We start from the raw sequence: 20,160 nt of genomic DNA, 5'->3' as shown, positions 1-20,160 counted from the left end.
TAATTCTATTCTAAAGAACGCCATTCTATTAGATGGAATATCACGGAGACGCAAGCATGGCGCATGACGCCCCAAATTCCACCGACGTCCTGATCAGCGAAGTCGGACCGCGCGACGGGCTGCAATCGGTGAAGGCCACCATGCCGACGGCCGACAAGTTGCGGTGGATCGATGCGCTGGTCGCGGCGGGATTGCGCGAAATCGAAGTGGCGTCGTTCGTGCCGGCCCGGCTGCTGCCGCAAATGGCCGATGCGGCGGAAGTGGTCGCCCATGCGGTCCAGCATCCCGGGGTGACGGTGATGGCGCTGGTCCCCAATCTGCGCGGTGCGGAGGCCGCGTTGCGCGCAGGGGTCCATAAGCTGACGATGCCGGTCTCCGCCAGCCGCGCCCATTCGCTGGCCAACGTACGCAAGACGCCCGAAGACATGGTCGAAGAAGTCCGCGCCATCGCGCAACTGCGCGACGCCCTCGCGCCCGGCGTGAAGCTGGAAGCGGGCATTTCAACGGCGTTCGGCTGCACCTTGCAAGGCCTGGTGCCGGAGGACGACGTCATCCGGCTGGCGGCAATGTGCGTCGCGGCCGGCGCGGATGAGTCCGGCCTGTCCGATACCGTGGGCTATGCCAACCCCGCGCAGGTGCGCCGCCTGTTCCGGCGCTTGCGCAGCGAAATCGGTTCGCATGCCGGCGCGGCCCATATGCATAACACCCGCGGATTGGGACTGGCCAATTGCCTGGCGGCCTGGGACGAGGGCGTGCGCACCTTCGACAGTTCGCTGGGGGGATTGGGCGGGTGCCCCTACGCGCCCGGCGCGTCGGGCAACGTCGTCACGGAAGACCTGGTGTTCATGTTCGAGGCGATGGGCGTGCGTACCGGGATCTCGCTGGAAAACATCATCGCGGCGCGCGCGCCGCTTGCCGCCGGCCTGCCGGGCGAGCCGTTGTACGGCATGACGCCCGACGCCGGATTACCCAAGGGTTTCACGCCGCCGCGCTAGTCCCTCTTTACCGATCGCGATGCCAACGCGGCAGGCCGCTACACGCGCCGGCCGTGCAGGGCGGCGCTTTGCCTGAAGCCTGCCGCAGGGCGTCGATCCATTCCTTTTTAAGGTGCCTCATATGTCCAGCCGTTCCCCGTCCCGTCTTCCGTACGAAGGCGTCCGCGTCATCGAGTTCACCCACATGGTGATGGGGCCCACCTGCGGCATGCTGCTGGCAGACCTGGGCGCCGAGGTCATCAAGGTCGAACCGATGGGGGGCGATTCCACGCGCCGGCTGCTGGGCTCGGGCGCGGGTTTCTTCCCCATGTTCAACCGCAACAAGAAGAGCATCGCGCTGGACCTGAAGCAGCCGGAAGGCATCGAGGCCGCGCTTCGCCTGATCGATTCGGCCGACGTGGTCAGCGAGAACTTCAAGTCCGGCGTGATGGAAAAACTGGGCTTGGGGTACGCAGCGCTGAAGGCACGCAACCCCCGGCTGATCTATGTCAGCCACAAGGGGTTCCTGCCGGGGCCGTACGAGAACCGGACCGCCCTGGACGAGGTGGTGCAGATGATGGGCGGGCTGGCCTACATGACGGGCCGCGCCGGCGATCCCCTGCGCGCCGGCGCCAGCGTCAACGACATCATGGGCGGCATGTTCGGCGCGATGGGGGCCATGGCGGCGCTGGCCCAACGTGAACATACCGGCGTAGGCATGGAAGTGCAGGCCTCGCTATTCGAAAACAACGTCTTCCTGGTGGGGCAGCACATGATGCAGCACGCCATGACGGGGAATGCGCCCGCGCCGATGCCCAGCCGCATTTCCGCGTGGGCCGTGTACGACGTCTTCACGGTGAGGGATGGCGAACAGGTGTTCCTGGCGGTCGTCAGCGACAAGCAATGGGACATCTTCTGCCGCGCGTTCGGCCTGGGGGAATGGTTGGCGGACCCGCGCCTGAAGACGAACAACGACCGGGTGCAGGCCCGCGATTGGCTGATGCCGCAGCTGCGATCGCATCTGGCCGGCTACCGCGCGTCGGAACTGGCGGCCCGGTTCGAACAAGAGGGCCTGCCGTTCGCGCCCATCACCCGGCCCGAGCAGCTCTTCGACGATCCGCACCTGAAGGCCACGGGCGGGCTTGCGCCGGTCACGTTGCCGGACGGCCGCGAAACCCGGGTGCCGCTGGCCCCGCTGACATTGGACGGCGTCCAGCCGCCCATCCGCCTGCAGCCACCGGCCGTGGGCGAACACACCGACGAGCTCTTGCGCGCCGCCGGCTATCGCGACGATGAAATCGCGGCCTTGAAGGCAAGGCACATTACACAAGGAGACAAACCCTCATGATGACTCTATCCCGACGCTCATTCCTGGGCGCAGCCCTCTGCGCGGCCGCATTGCCGTTGCGGGCGCAGACGGCCGGCGGCTACCCCGATGGCCGGCCGATCCGGCTGATCGTGCCCTACACGCCCGGCGGCGGCACGGATTCGGTGGCCCGCGCCATCGCCGCCAAGATCACCGGCCTGGCCGGCTGGTCGGTCGTGGTCGAAAACCGCCCGGGCGCTGGCGGCAACATTGGCCTGGACTATGTGGCCAAGACCAAGCCCGACGGGTTCATGCTGGGCTTGGGGCAGACCTCCAACTTGGCCATCAATCCGGCGCTGATGCCGAAGATGCCGTTTGACGCGGGCAAGGATTTCGCCGCCGTCGCGCTGATCGCGTCGCTGCCCGTGGTGCTGGTGGTGAAGGCCAACGCGCGCTGGAACACGCTGGCGGATCTGGTGCGTGACGCCCGCGCTGCGCCCGGCTCCATCAAGCAGGCCCTGGCGGGGTCGGGCACGGTGGGCCATCTGGCGGGCGAGCTGCTGGCGTACCAGGCGAAGTTCGAAGTGCTGAACGTGCCGTACCGCGGCGCGGCGCCGGCCCTGAATGACCTGCTGGGCGAAAACACCGACTATATGTTCGCCACGCCGCAGGCCGCGCAGGAAATGCTGAAAGGTAAAGTGCTGCGCCCCTTGGCCGTGACCGCGCGGGCGCGGCTGCCGATCCTGCCCGACGTTCCCACGGTGGCCGAGTCCGGCTTCGACGGCTTCGAGGCGCTGGATTGGAAGGCGTTGGTGGCGCCGGCCGGCACGCCCCGCGAGGTGATCCAGGCCGTGAACGGCGTCGTGGAAAAGGTACTGGCCGATCCGGCCACGGTGGCGCTCTTCACCGCGGAAGGCAGCACCGCGATGGGCGGCACGCCCGACGCGGCGCAGCAATACATCCTGCAGGAACAGAAGAAATGGGCCCGCCTGATCCGCGAGGCCAACATCCAGACCGCCTCTTGAAGCGGCCAGCTAGAACCCGAAGGAGACAACCCGATGAAATCCATTTTCAAGCGCGGGCGCGCCATGCCCCGCCTGTTGGCCGCCGCTGTAATCGGCATGACCTGCCTGCCGGTCCACGCCGCGGGCGACGCGGCCGCCTGGCCCGATAAGGCCGTGCGGCTGGTCGTGCCGTATTCGCCTGGCGGCACGACGGACTACGCCGCGCGCCAGGTCGCGCAGAAGCTGTCCGAGGCGACGGGCAAGACGTTCATCGTCGACAACAAGACCGGCGCGTCCGGCACGATCGCCACCCAGGAAGTGGTGCGGTCGGCGCCCGACGGCAGCACTTTCCTGGTGACGGACACCACCTACACGATGCTGCCGCTGCTGTTCGCGAAGCTGCCGTGGGACTACCGGAACGACCTGATCCACGTCAGCGAGATTATTGAAACGCCGCTGGTGCTGCTGGTGCCGGAGAAGTCGCCCTTCAAGACGATGGAGCAGCTGGTGGCCTATGCGCGCGCCCATCCCGGCAAGCTGAATTACGGGTCCGGCGGCCAGGCGAGTTCGACGCATCTGGCGGCCGAGATGTTCAAGAGCGAAGCCGGCATTTCGCTGACGCATATTCCGTACCGGGGCGCCGGCGCGGCGCTGGCGGACGTGATGGCCGGGCAGATCGACGTGCTGGTCACGGCGGCACCCACCGCAATTCCGCCTGTGCAAGGCGGCCGCGTGCGGGCGCTTGCCGTCAGCGGCGACGCGCGCCTGGCGACGTTGCCTGACGTACCGACGTTCGCGCAAGCGGGCCTGCCGTCCTATCAGGTGCTGAACTGGTTCGGCCTGGCCGCGCCCAAGGGCACGCCGCCTGCCATCGTCGACAAGATGAATCGCCTGGTCTCCCAGGTGATGAGCGACCCGGCGATGCGCGAGAACATGGCGCGCCAAGGCGCGCAGCACCGGTCGATGACCGTGGGCGAGTTCGGCGGCTATGTCCAGCAGCAGGTCGTGCTTTGGGCGGGCGTGGGAAAACGCGTCGGTATCAAGCCGGAATAAGGGGGTTGCCATGTGGAATCTGGACTTCACGCCGCCCGTCGTCATCGAGGCACACGTCATCGCCATCCTGCCTGAAGGCTTGCGGCGCAAGCAGCGCAGCGCCTGGGCCGACGCCAACAAGGCGGGCCATATCGTCGACTGCTTTCTGGAAGGGCCGGTGTTCGACGCGTCGGGCGCGCTCTATGTAACGGACATTCCGCATGGGCGCATTCTGCGGGTCGACGGCATGCACGACTGGCACACGGTCGCCGAAACCGGTGGCTGGCCCAACGGGCTGGCGCTGCATCGCGACGGCAGCTTGTGGGTGGCTGACTACCGGCTGGGCATCCTGCGCTGCGACATGGCGAGCGGCCAGGTGGAAACGGTGCTGGGGCACCGCAACAGCGAGTCGTTCAAGGGCGTGAATGACCTGGTTTTCGATCGAGCCGGCAGGCTGTATTTCACGGACCAGGGGCAGACCGGGCTGCACGACCCGCAGGGGCGCGTCTACCGCTACGACGCCGACGCCGGTCGCCTGGACTTGCTGCTGGCGAACGCGCCCAGTCCTAATGGCATCGCCCTGGACGCCGAGGAAAAGGTGCTCTTCGTGGCAGTGACCCGGGCCAATCAGGTCTGGCGGGCGCCCGTGATGCCGGATGGCTCCATCACCAAGATGGGGGCGTTCCGGACGTTTTTCGGTACCAGCGGGCCGGATGGCCTGGCAACCACGCCGGACGGCCGGTTGCTGGTGGCCCACGCCAGCTTGGGAGGTGTTTTCGTGCTGAATGCGCGGGGCGAGGTCACGCACTTCCTGAAAAGCCCACTCGGCGCCAGCACGGTCACCAATGTGGCGATACGCCCCGGCGGCGGTTCCGTCGTGATGACGGAATCCGCGACCGGGGCGATCCTGGAGGCGCCGTTGCCGGACTAGGGAGGCCTACGCCATCAACTTCACGATGGCGGGCACCGACAGCACGGCGGTGTAGTACCCCATGAACTGCACGCCGGTATTGAAGCCGAACAGCCGCGACAGCAGGCCGCCGAACAGGCCCATCGTCAGGATCACCAGCAGGCCCAGGAATTGGCCTTCCCAGATGCTGATCACGATGATCAGGCCCACGAACGTGGCGATGATGGCTTCGTGGCTGACCTTGCGCGACACGAACAGCGCGGCGCGGCGTGCGAAGTTCATCGCGAATGGGTAGGACACCAGCGCCGCCAGCAGTACTGCCAGCATGCCGTAGCCCAGGAATTCCCAGTGGTTCAGCAGGTTGTGCAGGTTGTGCGTCTGACCCGTGGCGGCATCCACGGTAAAGCGCGGCGGGGCGTTGAAGAGCGGGGCGGCAGGACCGGCGGCAACCGGGCTTAGCGGCAGGCCGAACGCGATCAGCGGAATCAGCGCCTCGGCGATGTAGGTGGCTTCGGTGACGCCATTGCGCGCCGACAGCACCGTCGTCAGGCGATGGTAGGCGTGCTTGATGCGCGAGCCGACCAGTTCGCCCAGCACCACGGTCATGGCGACGGGGCTGAACACGAAGGTGGCGCTGGAAATCGCCGCCGTGGCCAGCGTCCAGCGCGTCTGCGTGCGGTCCATCACCTTCAAGGGGTTGGGGAAGTAGCCCGACCAGCCTTTGACGTCCGGCGCCAGCGAGAACGTGCGCACCTTGTCGCGCATCATCTTCGCGCGGCCCATCGGCGAGATCACCGTGAACAGGTCTGCGATCAGCGGGCCGATGGCGATGCCCAGGAAATAGCTGATGCTCAGTTTGACGCCGTACTTGGCCGTCAAACTTTGCAGCGCGATGATGACGACCACGAAGGGCACCAGCAGCGCCACCGCAGCCCAGCGGCCTGCCGAGAAATAGGCGATCAGCACAGCTGCCGCCAGGAAGATCCACGGCGCGGACTTGGTGATGGCGGCGCCGAACGGCGCCAGCAGCACGGCGAACAGCACGGCCAGCGGCACGGCGACAAAGGCGGCCACGATGGCGCCGGACACCATCTTGCGCAGGGCGATGTGCGGCACGCCCAGCTTGCGCAGCATGTTCGCGTCCTGCAGCAGTGGTGTGGCCAGCGTGTCGCCGGGAATGCCAAGCAGGGCAGTGGGCACGGCGTGCGTCATGTGCTTGGCCACCGCGCCGGCCAGGAAGAAGGTGAATACGCCGGCGGGCGGTACGCCCAGCAGCACCACCAGCAAGGTCAAAGGGGCCAGCGTCGTGGTTTCGTCGGTGCCGGATACCAGGCCGATCGCGGCGAACACCACCGCGCCCAGCAGCCCCATCGCGGCGGCCACCATGATTTGTTCAAGCAGGGCGGGATCGCTCATGCCAGTGCCTCCTTGGATGCGCCTTGGGGGCGGGCGGGCACCGCATGAGTGGCGGACGCCTGGGCGGCGGGCGGCTCGGTGAACAGGTCGTACAGGTCCAGTTCCTTCAGCTCGCGCACGACCGCTTCCGGAAGATCGGCCAGCGTGCCCAGGCCGCCGGGCTGCTCGGCCAGTTCGGCCAGCACTTCGGCGCGCCAGGCCGGGTCATGGGTGGAGGTGTGTTCGATGACTTCGCGTTTGGGCGGGAACAGGCGCGCGCAGATGACACCGGCGATCACGCAGCCGGCCAACCCCGCCAGCATGGCGTAGGCGTGCGCAAGTTCGGGGGACGCGACCATGCCGCGCAACCAGCGGCTGGCGGCATAGAAACCCGCCACGCTGATGGTGATGCCGATGCCGATGGCCCACGCCAGTTGGCGCAGGTCCACGGTGTCGCTCCATACCTCGGCCAGGCGCCAGGATGGCGCCGGGGATTTTGCTTCCATGTCTCTCTCCGTTGTGGTCGGGCGGCGCGGGCCATGCCGCGCGCCGCCTCTGTTCTTATATGGCCGGGGCCGGCCGGGCTTATCGCGACTGCCGCAGTTCCTCCAGCAAGGCCAGCGCGCGGTCGGTGCGGACGTCCTGCTCCGCCGCCATGCGCTTGGCGATGGTATCGATCTCGGCGCCCACGGCGCCGGCCACCAATGCGATGTTGCGGGCATGCAGCGCCATGTGGCCGCGCTGAATGCCTTCGGTGGCCAGCGCGCGCAACGCGCCCAGATTCTGCGCCAGGCCGACGGCGACCGCCACTTCGCCCAGCTCCTGCGCCGATTTCACGTCCATTATCTTCAGCGCCAGTTTGGCCAGCGGATGCGTCTTGGTCGCGCCGCCCACCAGGCCTACGGGCATGGGCATCTCGATCGTGCCGACCAACGCGCCGGACGTGTCCTTTTCCCATTGCGTCAGCGACGTGTAGCGGCCCGAGCGGGCGGCATAGGCGTGTGCGCCGGCCTCCACCGCGCGCCAATCGTTGCCGGTGGCCACGATGACGGGGTCGATGCCGTTCATGATGCCCTTGTTGTGCGTAGCGGCGCGGTAGGGGTCGACGGCGGCGAAGGTGTAGGCGTCCAGCACGCCTTCGATGATCTCGGCGCCGCTACGGTCTTTGGTGTCCAGCACCTGGGGCGTCAGGCGCACGCGGGCGCGCGCCAGCCGCAGATCGGCCAGATTGGACAGGATGCGCAGGCGTACCGAGCCGCCCGTGATTGTTTCGACCAGCGGCGCCACGGCCTCGGCCATGGTGTTGACGGTGTTGGCGCCCATCGCGTCGCGCACGTCCACGATCAGGTGCATCACGATCATCGGGCCGCGCGGGGTGTCGGGGAAGACATGGACTTCAAGGTCCTGGCAGCCGCCGCCCAGGCCAATCAGCACCTTGTCGCGGCTATTGGCCAGCGTGACGATGCGCTCGCGTTCGCGCAACAGCGCCAGGCGCGCGCCATGCGGGTCCGTCAGGCCCAGCACCTGGACCTGGGCACGCATCAGCGGACGGCTGCTGGACGTCTCGAAGCCGCCGCATTCGCGCGCAAGCTTCGCCATGAAAGAGGCTGCCGCCACGACGGACGGTTCTTCCACCGCCATCGGCACCAGCACGTCGCGGCCATTGACCTGGAAGTTGCCCGCCACGCCCAGCGGCAGTTCGAACGCGCCGATGACGTTTTCGATCATGCCGTCGGCACGGTCCAGGCCGAGCGCGCCCGGTCGGGCCAGCAACTGCTGTTCTTCAGGGGTCAGCGAAGCGGCGTCCGCAATCGCGGCCAGGCGTTGCGCAGGGGTCAGCGCGCGAAAGTTGGGCAAGCGTGAATCGGCCACGATGGCAGGTCTCCGTATAAGAATTAAGTGGCCTGATTCTAGGTAAACTGTACCGCTATTGAGAGGTACAGTTTGGGCAAACAGTACCATCGCACTGCACCAATTCTGGCCCGGACTCAAGCGGAAAACGACGCATGGAAGACGCAATCAAACTGGGCAGGCGGCCGCGCGCCGCGCCCATCGCCGAAAGCCTGGCCAAGCTGATCGGCCAGCAAATTGCCGACGGCGTGTACCGGCCGGGCGACAAACTCCCGTCTTTGCGTGAGCTCTCGCAGCTGCACCGGTACGCCAAGAACACCGTGGTCGTGGCCTTTGAAATGCTGGTGGCCCAAGGGCTGGTGGAACCGCGGCGCGGCGCGGGCTTCTTCGTGCTGGACGGTGATTTCGCGCGCAAGGCGGCTGACGAGGAACCCGGGCAGCTAAGCCGCGCGATGGACATCGTGTGGCTGATGCGCGAGCAACTCAAGACGCAGCCCGACGCAGTGCAGGCAGGCGACGGTTTTCCGCCCGTGGAGTGGCTGGCCGACATGCGCATGGACCGCTATCACCAGAAGGTGGTGCGCACAGGCCTGGGCGCCTTGTTCCGCTATGGCAGCCGCTTCGGCTACGCGCCGCTGCGCGAAAGCCTGGTGCGCAAACTGGGCGACGTCGGCGTGAACGTGGCGCCCCGGCAACTGGTACTGACGCACGGTGCGAACGAGGCCATGGATCTGGTGATCCGCTACTTCGTGCCGCCGGGCGCGACGGTGCTGGTGGACAACCCGGGGTACTACCCCCTGTTCGGCAAGCTGAAGCTGGCGGGCGTGCGCATGCTGGGCGTGCCGCGCCTGTCCGATGGGCCCGACGTGGTGGCGCTGGAAGCCTTGTTGCAGCGCGAAAAGCCCCGGCTGTTCTTCACGCAGTCGCTGGCGCACAACCCTACCGGTTCCGATATTTCGCTGGCCAAGGCCTATAAGGTCCTGCAGTTGTCCGAGCGCTACAACCTGATGGTGGTGGAAAACGACTCGCTGGCCGATTTCAAGCCCACGTCCGCGGTCCGGCTGTCGGCACTCGACCAGTTGGAACGCACCATTTATATCGGGAGCTTCTCGAAATCGTTTTCAGCGGCGCTGCGAGTGGGCTTCATCGCCTGCAACGCGGCGCTGGCCAGCGACCTGGCCGACCTGAAAGCCCTGGTGCACGTCAGCAGTTCGGAATACTGCGAACGCATGGTGGATGTGATGCTGCGCGACGGGCATTACGAGCGGCATCTGGTCAGGCTGCGGCAACGGCTGGAGGCCGCCACCGGCCATGCCCTGCAGGTGCTGGATTCGTTGGGGGCCGAGGTCTTTGCGCGGCCGGGGAGCTCGCTTTACCTGTGGTCGGCGTTTCCCGGCGTGTCCGATTCGCTGACGTTGGCGGCCGACCTGATGCCCGAAAAGGTCATCATGGCGCCCGGCCGCGTGTTCAGCGTGGACCCGACGGCCACGTCGCCCTGGTCGCGCTGCAACGTCGGGGCGATCGGGTCGCCGCGCTTTCACGCGACGCTGGCCGAGTCGTTGGCTCAGCGATAGGCGAATTCCGCAAACCACTCAGTCAGCCGGGCTTGCCCCTGCGTGCTAAGCGCACGGCTGGGCGGGGTGCCGGGCGAGCTGCGCGCGCCTTGCACCGCAAAGCGCCGCACGCCGCGGCGCGCCAATTCGCGGGCCAGCGCCAGCAGTCGCGTTTCATCCAGCCAGTCGGGATGCCAGGTGATGCGGCATTCGAATTCCGTGCCGGCGGACAGCAGTTGCGTCAGGCAGGCCAGCGCGGGGCGCTGGGAATCGCGGCGGCCGGTAATGTCGTCGTAGCCCTGCGCATCGGCCTTGATGTCCAGCCCGACCCAATCCAGATGGCGCAGCACATCGGCCAGGCGCAAGGGATAGATGCCCGCCGTGTGCAGGCCCACCCGATATCCCATGCGCCGCACGTCGCGGATCAGCGCCGGCAGCCGGGGTTCGCTCAAAGGCTCGCCGCCCGAGAACACCACGGCGTCCAGCAGGCCGGTGCGCGTGGCCAGGAAGGCTCGCGTTTCGCGCCAGTCGTACCGGGCGGCGCGGGTTTGCAATTCGGTGTTGTGGCAGTAATGGCAGCGCCAGGGGCAGCCCGAGATGAAGACGACTGCGGCCAGTTGCCCGGGCCAGTCCACCGTGGAAAAGGGCACCAGCCCGCCGATGGCGGGCGAATGCCGCGGCAGCGGTTGGACAACGGGCTGGGGCGGGGCCGCGTAGGCCGGCCTTGCGGCCAGCCTGCGCGTACCGGACTCAGCGTGTTGAGGCGCGCCTTCAGGCGCGTTGCTCGACGAAGAAGCGGCGTTCATTGAATTCGCCTTGTTTGCCGGTGTTGAAGGAAGAGACGGGACGGTGGTAGCCCATCACTCTGGTCCAGACTTCGCAGCGCACGCGCTGGCTGTCGTCCAGTTGCAGGGCGGGTGCCGCGGCGGTGGGGGCGGGGACGGTCAAGGTTTGCATCGAGGACTCCTTGGGGTGAATGCCGGGCTTGCGCCCGGCGGGATGTCGCGCGCTAGGCGGGTGCGCAGCACGCGGATTGCTTGGCCAATAGTTCGGCGTCGCACTTGGGGCAGAACTCGTGATGCCCGGCCAGATAACCGTGGTTGGGGCAGATCGAGAACGTGGGTGTGACCGTGATGTACGGCAGCCGGAAATTCGACAGCGCGCGGCGCACCAGCTGCTTGCATGCTTCGGCGGACGATACGGCTTCGTTCATGTACAGATGCAGCACGGTGCCGCCCGTGTACTTGCTTTGCAGCGTTTCCTGCAGTTGCAGCGCGTGGAACGGGTCGTCGGTATGGCCCACCGGCAGCTGGCTGGAATTGGTGTAGTAGGGCTGGGCGTCGGACCCCGCCTGCAGGATGCCGGGATAGCGCTTTCTGTCTTCGCGCGCGAAGCGGTAGGTCGTGCCTTCGGCGGGCGTAGCCTCCATGTTGTAGAGGTGGCCGGTCTGCTCCTGGAATTCGGTCATGCGGTCGCGCACGCGGTCCAGGAGGCGCACGGCCAGCGCATGGCCGGCGGCGGTGGTCACGTCCTCGGCATCATGCGTGAAGTTGCGGATCATCTCGTTGATGCCGTTCACGCCCAGCGTGCTGAAGTGGTTGCGCAAGGTGCCCAGGTAGCGCCGGGTGTAGGGGTACAGGCCCTGGTCGATGTAGCGCTGCACCACCTTGCGCTTGGTCTCCAGCACGTCGCGCCCCAGGCCCAGGAGCGTGTCCAGGCGCGCCATCAACTTCGCCTCGTCGCCTTGGCAGGTGTAGCCCAGGCGGGCGCAATTGACGGTGACCACGCCTACCGATCCGGTCTGCTCCGCCGATCCGAACAGGCCGTTGCCTCGCTTGAGCAGTTCGCGCAGGTCCAGCTGCAGGCGGCAGCACATGGACCGCACCATATGGGGTTCCAGGTCCGAATTCAGGAAGTTCTGGAAATAGGGCAGGCCGTAGCGCGCCGTCATTTCGAACAGGCGGTCGGTGTTGGGATGGTTCCAGTCGAAGTCGGGCGTGATGTTGTAAGTGGGAATGGGGAAGGTGAACACGCGCCCCTTGGCGTCGCCGGCCATCATCACTTCAATGTAGGCGCGGTTGATCATGTCCATTTCGGCCTGCAGGTCGCCATAGCAGAACGGCATTTCCTGGCCTCCCACGTACGGCACCTGTTCCTTCAGGTCGGCCGGGCAGGTCCAGTCGAACGTCAGGTTCGTGAAGGGCGTCTGCGTGCCCCAGCGGCTGGGCACGTTCAGGTTGAAGATCAGTTCCTGCATGGCCTGCTTCACCTCGGCGTACGTCATCGCGTCGCGGCGGATGAAGGGCGCCATGTAGGTGTCGAAGGAACTGAAGGCCTGCGCGCCGGCCCATTCGTTCTGCAATGTGCCCAGGAAGTTGACGATCTGCCCTATGGCGGCCGACATGTGCTTGGGCGGGGTGGATTCCACCTTGCCGGGAATGCCGTTGAAGCCTTCAGTCAGCAACTGGCGCAGCGACCAGCCGGCGCAATAACCGCTGAGCATGTCCAGGTCGTGGATGTGGATGTCGCCGTCGCGGTGCGCCTGGCCCGCTTCGGGCGTGAAGACGTTGGACAGCCAGTAGTTGGCGGTGACCTTGCCCGCCACGTTCAGGATCAGGCCGCCCAGGCTGTAGCCCTGATTGGCATTGGCGTTGACGCGCCAGTCGCGCTGGTCCAGGTATTCCTCCATGGCGCTTTCCACATCCACCAGGGTGTGGCGCAGCGAGCGCAACCGGGCATGCTGTTCGCGGTGCACGATGTAGGCGCGGGCAGTGCGCCAGTGGCCCGCCTGGACCAGGGCTTCTTCGACGCGGTTCTGGATGGTTTCGACGCCGGGGCAGGGTTGGTCCGCCAAGGCGCCGATGACGATATCGGTCAGCGCCTGCGCGCCCGCCAGATCCAACTCCCCCGTGCTGGTTCCGGCCGCCGCCATGGCGTGCGCGATCTTGTCGCGATCAAAGTCCGCGACGCGGCCGTCACGCTTGAGGATGTGTTGGATAGGCATTATTGACACCATATGTAGTGGGGTGTGAAAACTCTACCACCACATATGGTGCTATCGGCGCGTAGCCTGCGCGCGATATCAGCCTGGTTTGATGCGGGTCAAACACGGGGAAGGAGCCCGTGCAAAGCGCAATGCCCCGTGGGCCTCAGAAGCCGATGCCGATGCCCGCCAGCGAAATGGCCACCGCCAGGGCGGCGGTGCTGGCGGCAGGCCGCGGCGCCCAGGACAGCATGCCCACCCACAGCAGCGCGCCCGCGGACAGCCAGCCCAGCCACGCGACCACGCCCACCGTATTGCCCCACAGGCCGACGCAAGGCAGGAGCGCCAGCGCCAGCAACAGCACGCCGGCGCCGCGCAGCACGCGCGTATGGCCGGCCGACGGATCACGGCCCCAGACCTGGTCGTAATGGCGCGGCATCGCCAGGCTCAGGCAGGCCATGCCCGAGTAGGTCAGCAGCAAAGCCATCACAATGGCGAATACGTCGTTCATGTTCATGCCGCAGCCTCTTGGTTCGCGCGGGGTTTGCGCTGGGCGGGCGCGGACAGGGGCTTCTTCCACAAACGGATGGCCGCCCAGGCGGATAGTACGCCAAAGGCGACGGCCGTCAGTTCAACGCCGGCGCTTTCCCAATCGCCGCGTGCGATCTGCGCGAACACATGGTCGCCCAGCGTCGCGAACGACATTACCGGCAGCAGCAGGCACAGCGCTGCCAACAAGCCCAGCTGCGAGATCCATGCACGGCGCGGGCTGCACAGCCAGGCCAGCGCCAGCATCAGCGCCCATACGCCGAAGAAGCAGCGCAGTTCCCACAGCACCCGGTTCTCCAGCGCCACAGGCAGCAGGCGGTTGGCCCAGAAGTAGCTGACGCACGCCACGGCCAGGCCGGCCAGCGCCGCTACGTTCAGGCCTTCGAACAGCCGGTACATGCGCGCCGTGGCGCCGCCGAATTCATTGCCCAGCTTGGCGCGCCGCTTCACCATGAACAGCACGGCGCCCGTGCCCATCATGGCGGCGCCCGCCAGCCCGCAGATGAAGTACAGCCACTGAATGGCCAGCCCGCCAAAGCGCGCCATGTGCAGGTCGCTCATCACCTGGCGCACCAGCGCGGGCGTGCCGCCATTGACGCCGCCGGCGGGCCGCGTGCGCAGCAGTTCGCCCGTGGCGCCCGAGAATTCGGCCATGCCGGTGGTGGCGCTGATGTTGTGGAAGGTGTCGCGGTCTTCGTTCCAGCCGTAGACCGCAATTCGCATGGAGCTGTCTTCGGGGTTGTTGATGACGATGGCGCGCGCGGCCTGGCCGATCAGCGCTTCGGCTTGGGCCACCATGGGTTCCAGCTTAGGCATTGCAAGCGGCGTGCCGGTGCGCAGCGGTTTGACTTCGCCCTGCATCTCGGCCAGGTACAGGCGGGTGCCTTCCATGCCGGCGCCGTATTGGGCGGCGACCGGGGCGGGCATCAGTTCGGCGCTGGAGATCACGATGCCGGTGTACGCGATCATGAACTGGAAGGGCAGGGTCAGCACGGCGACCGCGTTATGCGCGTCCAGCCACGAACGCTGCCCCTTTTTCACGCGGAACGTGAAGAAGTCCTTGAAGATGCGCTTGTGGGTGACCACGCCGGAAATCAGCGCCACCAGCATCGCCATGGTGGCGAAGGCCACGATCCACAGGCCGTAATGGCTTTCGTGCAGCGTGTAGTGGAAGTTCACGAAGTGCGTGCCGCCCATCGTGGCGCGGCCTTCCTCGTCGTGATGGTCATCCATTTCGGCGCCGGTCGCGGGGTCCAGTTCCGCATCGGCGTACTGGCCGTTCTGGTCGAACCAATAGACCGACAGGCTGTTTTCGTGGGAGCGGTTGACGGGCCAGATCTCCCACATCTCGGCGCCTGCGTGCTTGCGCGACATGTAGTCGATCGCCAGCTCCAGGCGGCGGGCGCGGTCCACGGGCGCGCTTTCCTGCTGGGCGGCCAGGGCTTCGGCCGCGTGGTGCTCGGGCGTCATCCAATGGGTGATGGGCTCGGAAAACACGGCCAGCGACCCTGTCAGGAACACCGTGAACAGCAGCCAGGAAAACCACAGGCCGACCCAGGTATGCAACCAGGCCATGGATAGGCGGAAACCGGATTTCAGAACGAGCCTCTTTATTCGTTGTTGCCGCCGCGAGCCGGACGGATTTTGATTTTATTGAGAATGGTTCCAATTCTAAGCGAATTGGGGCCGGAGTTGCGATGCTAAGGATTCCAGGCCTTCCGTTTCGCGAGGGCAGGCGTTGCGTGATCAGGCATGGGGATTGCTGTAGTGGCGCCTCATCCGCTTGACTGTCCGCCCTGGCCGGTCAGGCCGCAGGTGCCACTGAACAAGGAGCCCCCTGATGAAACACAAAGCCGGAAACGCCCAGCAGATCCACGAACTGCTCTATCAGGCGCTGGAGACCGAGATCGGCGGCCTGTCCGTCTACGAGACCGCGGTGTCCTGTGCCATCAACGACGACCTGAAGAAAGAATGGAAGGAATACCTGGAAGAGACGCGCACGCACCACCGCGTCCTTTTGACCGTGTTTGAACAACTGGGACTCGACCCCGAAACCCAGACACCGGGCCGCGGGGTCGTCCGTCATCTGGGCGAATCGCTGGTCAAGGCCATGAAGATGGCGGTCAGTGCAGGGGACCCGGATGCCGCGCAGCTGGTGGCGACCGAGTGCGTGGTGCTGGCCGAAACGAAGGATCACGCAAATTGGTCGCTGATCGGGGTGATTGCCGACCAGCACACGGGCAAGGAAGCCAAGATCCTGAAGCAGGCCTATGACGCTGTTGCGACCGACGAAGACCATCACCTGTATCACACGCAAGGCTGGTCCCGCGAACTGTGGATCGAGTCGTTGGGCTTTCCGGCCGTGCTGCCGCCGCCCGAAGAGGTCAAGCAGGTGGAATCCGCGATCGGCGCATCCCGCGCCGAACAGTCGCGCGACAAGATGCTGAAACACTAGGAGACCGACCATGGCAAGCAAGAAACCCGCAGGCAAGCCCCCCGCAGGCAAGGGCGGCGGTGCACTCGACACCGCTTATATGAATACCGATAGCGGTCCCGCTGCCGGTCCCGCCGGCAAGCCCGGCCATCCGGCTCTAAAGCGAGCCGCCGCCGTGGGCGCCACGGTGGCGGCCATCCCCCACAATGCCGACAAGGCTGCCGAATACGGCGCCGAGGCGGCACGCTGCCCGGTCACCGGTGCGCACGTACCCCTTGCCGATCCGTCCGTGGGCGCCAGCACCTTGTCGGAAAGCGAGGTTTCGGACAAGACCGTCGACGCGGCCGCCCCGGGCGTGAATGCCGTGGATGGCCGGCTGGCGCGCGTGCGCTCGGATGCTGGCGATCAGATGATGACCACGAATCAGGGCGTGCGCGTCGCAGACAACCAGCATTCGCTCAAGGCGGGCTTGCGCGGCCCGGCCTTGCTGAAAGACTTCATCCTGCGCGAGAAGATCACGCATTTCGACCATGAGCGCATCCCCGAGCGCATCGTGCACGCTCGCGGCTCGGCTGCCCATGGCTACTTCGAATGCTACGAGGCGCTGACCGACCTGACGGCCGCGTCGCTGTTCGCCGAAAAGGGCAAGCGCACGCCGGTGTTCGTGCGCTTCTCGACCGTGGCGGGCGAACGTGGCTCCAAGGACACGGCGCGCGACGTGCGCGGCTTCGCGGTGAAGTTCTACACCGATGAAGGCAATTGGGACTTGGTGGGCAACAACATCCCCGTCTTCTTCATCCAGGACGCCATGAAGTTCCCGGATCTGGTGCACGCGGTGAAGGCCGAGCCGCATCATGGCATGCCCCAAGCCGCATCCGCCCACGACACGTTCTGGGATTTCGTGTCGCTGATGCCGGAATCCACGCACATGTTGATGTGGGTGATGTCCGATCGCGGCATTCCGCGCAGCTACCGCATGATGCAGGGCTTCGGGGTGCACACGTTCCGCTTCGTCAACGCCCAGGGCGAATCGCGGCTGGTGAAGTTCCACTGGAATCCCGTGCTGGGCACGCATTCCCAGGTGTGGGACGAAGCGGTCAAGGTGTCGGGGGCCGACCCCGACTTTCACCGGCGCGACTTGTGGGAAGCCATCGACGCCGGCAACGGCCCCGAGTGGGAACTGGGCGTGCAGGTCTTCACCGAAGAAGAGGCGGAACGCTTCAGCTTCGACGTACTGGACGCCACCAAGATCGTGCCCGAGGAACTGGTGCCGGTCAGGCCCATCGGGCGGATGGTGCTGGACCGCAACCCCGACAACTTCTTCGCCGAGACCGAGCAGGTCGCCTTCTGTACGGCGCACGTGGTGCCGGGGGTGGATTTCACCAATGACCCGCTGCTGGCCGGGCGCATCCATTCTTACGTGGACACGCAGATCTCGCGCCTGGGCGGCCCGAATTTCCACGAGATCCCCATCAATGCGCCGCTTGCCCCGGTGCACAACAACCAGCGCGACGGCATGCATCGGCAGGCCATCCATCGCGGGCGGGTGGCTTATGAACCGAATTCGTTGGCGGGCGGCTGCCCGTTCCAGGCCGGCATGGAAGGTTTCGTGCCATTCCCGGAACCGGTGACGGGCGACGAACTGCGCGGCCATCCCGAGAAGTTCGCCGAGCACTACAACCAGGCCACGCTGTTCTTCAATAGCCAGACCGACTGGGAACAGCAGCACATCATCAACGCTTTCGCCTTTGAGCTAAGCAAGCTGACGGTGCCGGCAATCCGGCAGCGCATGGTGGCGTCGCTGCGCAACGTGTCGGACGAGCTGGCCATGGCCGTGGCCGACCAGTTGGGCATGGCCTTGCCCGAGCCCTTGCCGCGCGCCATCGCCGAGCCGCCCAAGCCCGAGGTCGAGGTGTCGCCGACGCTGTCGCTGACCGCAAGACCGGGCGATGGCGGCGTCGCCACGCGCAAGGTCGCCATCCTGGTGGCCGAAGGCGTGGACGGCGGGGCCGTGTCGGCCGTGGCGGATGCGCTGATCAAGGCAGGCGTGGTGGTGCGGCTGGTGGGCCAGCGCATCGGCCCGGTGCAGGCCGAGGACGGCAGCACGTTGGACGCGGACGCGTCGTTGGACAACCACCCTTCGGGGCTGTTCGATGGGGCCATCGTCCCGGGCGGCGAGGGCGCCGTGGGGCGCTTGCAGACGGACGGGCGGGCGCTGGAATTCCTGCGCGACGCCTTCCGCCACGGCAAGACGCTGCTGGCGTTGGGACGGGGCGGGCAGTTGTTCGGATCGGCGGGCATTGCGCCTGACGAGTCGGACGGCGGCCTGCTGATGGGCGGCGGCTCGCCGGCGAAAAGCGCGGGCCTGTTCATCGAGGCGCTGGCCAAGCACCGGCACCCCGAGCGTGAAACGGTGCCGCCCATGGTGTAGCGGCGGGTAGGCATCCGGGAAGATGGCGGGCAATTGCCCGCCATCATCAATAATGATTACAATTCCCATTCTTAAAAATCAGGAAGCGGTCGCGCTACGGCCATGTCGTCCTCGGAATCTCTGGAGCACCGCGAGCTGGGCTTGCTCTATCGCGACCATCACGGTTGGCTGCGCGGCTGGTTGTTGCGCCGCCTGAGCGTGCCCGCCGAGGCCGCCGACCTGGCGCAAGACACTTTCCTCCGCCTGCTGGCTTCGCCCGCGTCCATGGCCCAATTGCAGGGCGTGCGGCAGCCGCGCAGCTTTCTGGCCACGGTGGCGCAGCGCACGCTGGTCGACCACATCCGCCGCCAGGTGCTGGAACGGGCCTGGCTGGAAACCCTGGCGCAGCAGCCCGAGGCCCATGCGATCTCGCCCGAGACGCAGGCCATCCTGCTGGAAACCATCCGCGAAATCGACGCCATGCTGCACGGCCTGGGCGACAAGGTGCGGCGCGCTTTCCTCATGTCGCAGCTGGAAGGCGCAAGCTATGCCGACATCGCGGCCAAGCTGGGCGTGACGGTCAGCTCGGTCAAGAAGTACATGGCGCGCGCGACCGAGCACTGCCTGGTCTACGCCCTGGAACGACAGTAGGCGGCGATGGCGGACAAGACAATTACCGCGGCGGCGCAATGGTATGCGCGGCTATGCGCCGATGACGTCAGCGCGGCCGATGTGGCAGCGCATGGCCGCTGGCTGGCGGCCGACCCCGAACATGCCCGCATCTGGCGGCAGGTCGAACGGCTGCGCGGCACGCTGGGCGCGGCGCCTGCGCGGCTGGCCGCCGATACGCTGTACCGGGCCGACCATCACTTCACGCGGCGGCGCGCCGTGCTGCGTAACGGCCTGGGGGCGGTGGCGCTGCTTGGCGCCGGCGGCCTGGTGGCCTGGCGCACGCTACCGGTCGAGCGGATGGCGGCCAGTTATCTGGCTGACTACCGCATGGGAACGGGCGAACGACGCGAACTGGTCCTGACGGACGGCACCTTGCTGTGGCTGGACAGCGCCAGCGCGGTGGACGTGGCCGTGGACGCGCGCGGCCGCCACATCACCGTGCACGCGGGCGAGATCCTGATCGATACCGAACACGCCGCGCAGGGCTTGCCGCCCTTGCGCGTGACGACGCTGCATGGCACGGTGCGCCCGCTGGGCACGCGCTTCACCGTCAACCGGCAAGACACGCAGACGCGCGTCGCGGTGCTCCGGCATGCGGTCGAGCTGCTGCCGCTGGACGGAAGGCCGCCGCTGGTGCTGAATGCGGGCGAACAGGGCGTGCTGGAAGGGGCGGGCGCCCGCCATGACGGCGCCGTCACGGGCGAACCCGACGCCTGGACCCGCGGCCTCTTGATCGTGGATGGCTTGCGCCTGGACGACTTCATTGCGCAGCTGGACCGTTACCGTCCCGGTCGCCTCAGCTGCGACGAGGCGGTCGCGTCGCTGCGGGTGTCGGGCGCGTTCCCGATCGACGACACCGACCGCGCGCTGGCCGCCGTGGAACGCGCGCTGCCCGTCCGGGTGTCGCGTTTCACCCGCTATTACACCCGGGTCGTCGCCCGCGGCTGATTTATTTTCACCTGGCATTGTCCTTTTTCCGTGCTCGTCCGACTTAGCAGGGATTACGTCGGATTTGATTCACGGAAAACCTCGAGCTTATGCCTTTCACTACGTCTTTCCATCGCCATCCCGGTCCGCTGGCGCCGAT

18 protein-coding genes are annotated in these 20,160 nt (G+C 66.6%); 10 read left to right on the top strand and 8 right to left on the bottom strand.

Going from position 1 to position 20,160, the window contains the following annotated elements; translation table 11 throughout:
• Positions 1 to 56: 56 nt before the first annotated feature.
• The 5 genes from AC27VE_RS24255 (at position 57) to AC27VE_RS24235 (ending at position 5,247) form a co-directional block, all read left to right on the top strand.
• A complete protein-coding gene (locus AC27VE_RS24255) occupies positions 57 to 995 on the top strand; it encodes a hydroxymethylglutaryl-CoA lyase (protein WP_488705210.1) in 939 nt (312 codons plus the stop codon).
• A gap of 121 nt (positions 996 to 1,116) precedes the next feature.
• Positions 1,117 to 2,322, top strand: a complete 1,206-nt coding sequence (locus AC27VE_RS24250; protein ID WP_488705209.1) for a CaiB/BaiF CoA transferase family protein — start codon at positions 1,117 to 1,119, stop codon at positions 2,320 to 2,322.
• On the top strand, positions 2,319 to 3,305 hold the full coding sequence (locus tag AC27VE_RS24245) for a Bug family tripartite tricarboxylate transporter substrate binding protein (RefSeq protein WP_488705208.1): 987 nt from the start codon (positions 2,319 to 2,321) through the stop codon (positions 3,303 to 3,305). The genes AC27VE_RS24250 and AC27VE_RS24245 overlap by 4 nt, the downstream gene beginning before the upstream one ends.
• Positions 3,306 to 3,338: 33 nt before the next feature.
• Positions 3,339 to 4,337 (top strand): Bug family tripartite tricarboxylate transporter substrate binding protein, encoded by a 999-nt coding sequence (locus AC27VE_RS24240; protein WP_488705207.1) that lies wholly within the window; start codon positions 3,339 to 3,341, stop codon positions 4,335 to 4,337.
• 10 nt (positions 4,338 to 4,347) lie between these two features.
• A complete protein-coding gene (locus AC27VE_RS24235) occupies positions 4,348 to 5,247 on the top strand; it encodes an SMP-30/gluconolactonase/LRE family protein (RefSeq protein WP_427960416.1) in 900 nt (299 codons plus the stop codon).
• A 6-nt stretch (positions 5,248 to 5,253) separates the two neighbouring features.
• Here the strand turns inward: AC27VE_RS24235 and AC27VE_RS24230 are convergent, their stop codons facing one another.
• From AC27VE_RS24230 to AC27VE_RS24220, 3 genes are all read right to left on the bottom strand, one after another.
• The gene (locus AC27VE_RS24230; protein WP_006223276.1) at positions 5,254 to 6,642 is read right to left on the bottom strand and encodes a tripartite tricarboxylate transporter permease; all 1,389 of its coding nucleotides are present in this window, start codon (positions 6,640 to 6,642) and stop codon (positions 5,254 to 5,256) included.
• On the bottom strand, positions 6,639 to 7,127 hold the full coding sequence (locus tag AC27VE_RS24225; protein WP_488705206.1) for a hypothetical protein: 489 nt from the start codon (positions 7,125 to 7,127) through the stop codon (positions 6,639 to 6,641). The genes AC27VE_RS24230 and AC27VE_RS24225 overlap by 4 nt, the downstream gene beginning before the upstream one ends.
• 79 nt (positions 7,128 to 7,206) lie before the next feature.
• Positions 7,207 to 8,496 carry a hydroxymethylglutaryl-CoA reductase, degradative gene (locus AC27VE_RS24220; protein ID WP_488705236.1) on the bottom strand — a complete coding sequence of 430 codons (1,290 nt, stop codon included), beginning with the start codon at positions 8,494 to 8,496 and terminating at the stop codon, positions 7,207 to 7,209.
• 131 nt (positions 8,497 to 8,627) lie between these two features.
• On the opposite strand from AC27VE_RS24220, the gene AC27VE_RS24215 reads away from it, so the two are divergent.
• Positions 8,628 to 10,046, top strand: coding sequence for an aminotransferase-like domain-containing protein (locus tag AC27VE_RS24215; protein WP_488705205.1), 1,419 nt, complete (start codon positions 8,628 to 8,630; stop codon positions 10,044 to 10,046).
• Here the strand turns inward: AC27VE_RS24215 and AC27VE_RS24210 are convergent.
• The 5 genes from AC27VE_RS24210 to AC27VE_RS24190 all read right to left on the bottom strand — a co-directional run bounded on the left by AC27VE_RS24210 (position 10,037) and on the right by AC27VE_RS24190 (position 15,132).
• On the bottom strand, positions 10,037 to 10,831 hold the full coding sequence (locus AC27VE_RS24210; RefSeq protein ID WP_488705204.1) for an anaerobic ribonucleoside-triphosphate reductase activating protein: 795 nt from the start codon (positions 10,829 to 10,831) through the stop codon (positions 10,037 to 10,039). The genes AC27VE_RS24215 and AC27VE_RS24210 overlap by 10 nt on opposite strands.
• Positions 10,797 to 10,982 carry an anaerobic ribonucleoside-triphosphate reductase gene (gene nrdD / locus AC27VE_RS24205; protein WP_006223271.1) on the bottom strand — a complete coding sequence of 62 codons (186 nt, stop codon included), beginning with the start codon at positions 10,980 to 10,982 and terminating at the stop codon, positions 10,797 to 10,799. Before nrdD ends, AC27VE_RS24210 begins: the two co-directional genes overlap by 35 nt.
• A 52-nt stretch (positions 10,983 to 11,034) precedes the next feature.
• Positions 11,035 to 13,029 carry a ribonucleoside triphosphate reductase gene (locus tag AC27VE_RS24200; protein ID WP_488705203.1) on the bottom strand — a complete coding sequence of 665 codons (1,995 nt, stop codon included), beginning with the start codon at positions 13,027 to 13,029 and terminating at the stop codon, positions 11,035 to 11,037.
• A 145-nt stretch (positions 13,030 to 13,174) separates the two neighbouring features.
• Positions 13,175 to 13,525, bottom strand: a complete 351-nt coding sequence (locus AC27VE_RS24195; RefSeq protein ID WP_006223268.1) for a DUF3325 domain-containing protein — start codon at positions 13,523 to 13,525, stop codon at positions 13,175 to 13,177.
• Positions 13,522 to 15,132 (bottom strand): PepSY-associated TM helix domain-containing protein, encoded by a 1,611-nt coding sequence (locus AC27VE_RS24190; RefSeq protein WP_488705202.1) that lies wholly within the window; start codon positions 15,130 to 15,132, stop codon positions 13,522 to 13,524. Before AC27VE_RS24190 ends, AC27VE_RS24195 begins: the two co-directional genes overlap by 4 nt.
• A gap of 265 nt (positions 15,133 to 15,397) precedes the next feature.
• On the opposite strand from AC27VE_RS24190, the gene AC27VE_RS24185 reads away from it, so the two are divergent.
• From AC27VE_RS24185 to AC27VE_RS24170, 4 genes are all read left to right on the top strand, one after another.
• The gene (locus AC27VE_RS24185) at positions 15,398 to 16,012 is read left to right on the top strand and encodes a ferritin family protein (protein ID WP_088588227.1); all 615 of its coding nucleotides are present in this window, start codon (positions 15,398 to 15,400) and stop codon (positions 16,010 to 16,012) included.
• Between the two features lie 10 nt (positions 16,013 to 16,022).
• Complete coding sequence (locus AC27VE_RS24180) at positions 16,023 to 18,422, top strand: catalase (RefSeq protein WP_488705201.1); 2,400 nt, start codon at positions 16,023 to 16,025, stop codon at positions 18,420 to 18,422.
• A gap of 102 nt (positions 18,423 to 18,524) precedes the next feature.
• Entirely contained in the window at positions 18,525 to 19,052 is a 528-nt protein-coding gene (locus tag AC27VE_RS24175) for a sigma-70 family RNA polymerase sigma factor (protein ID WP_006223263.1), read from the top strand.
• A gap of 6 nt (positions 19,053 to 19,058) precedes the next feature.
• Complete coding sequence (locus AC27VE_RS24170) at positions 19,059 to 20,021, top strand: FecR domain-containing protein (protein ID WP_488705200.1); 963 nt, start codon at positions 19,059 to 19,061, stop codon at positions 20,019 to 20,021.
• Positions 20,022 to 20,160 lie beyond the last annotated feature (139 nt).

The sequence above is a fragment of the Achromobacter sp. 18P8.1.1 genome (assembly GCF_057799415.1).
The sequence above is the reverse complement of the archived record's forward strand: the minus strand, read 5'-3'. Positions and strand labels throughout refer to the sequence as shown.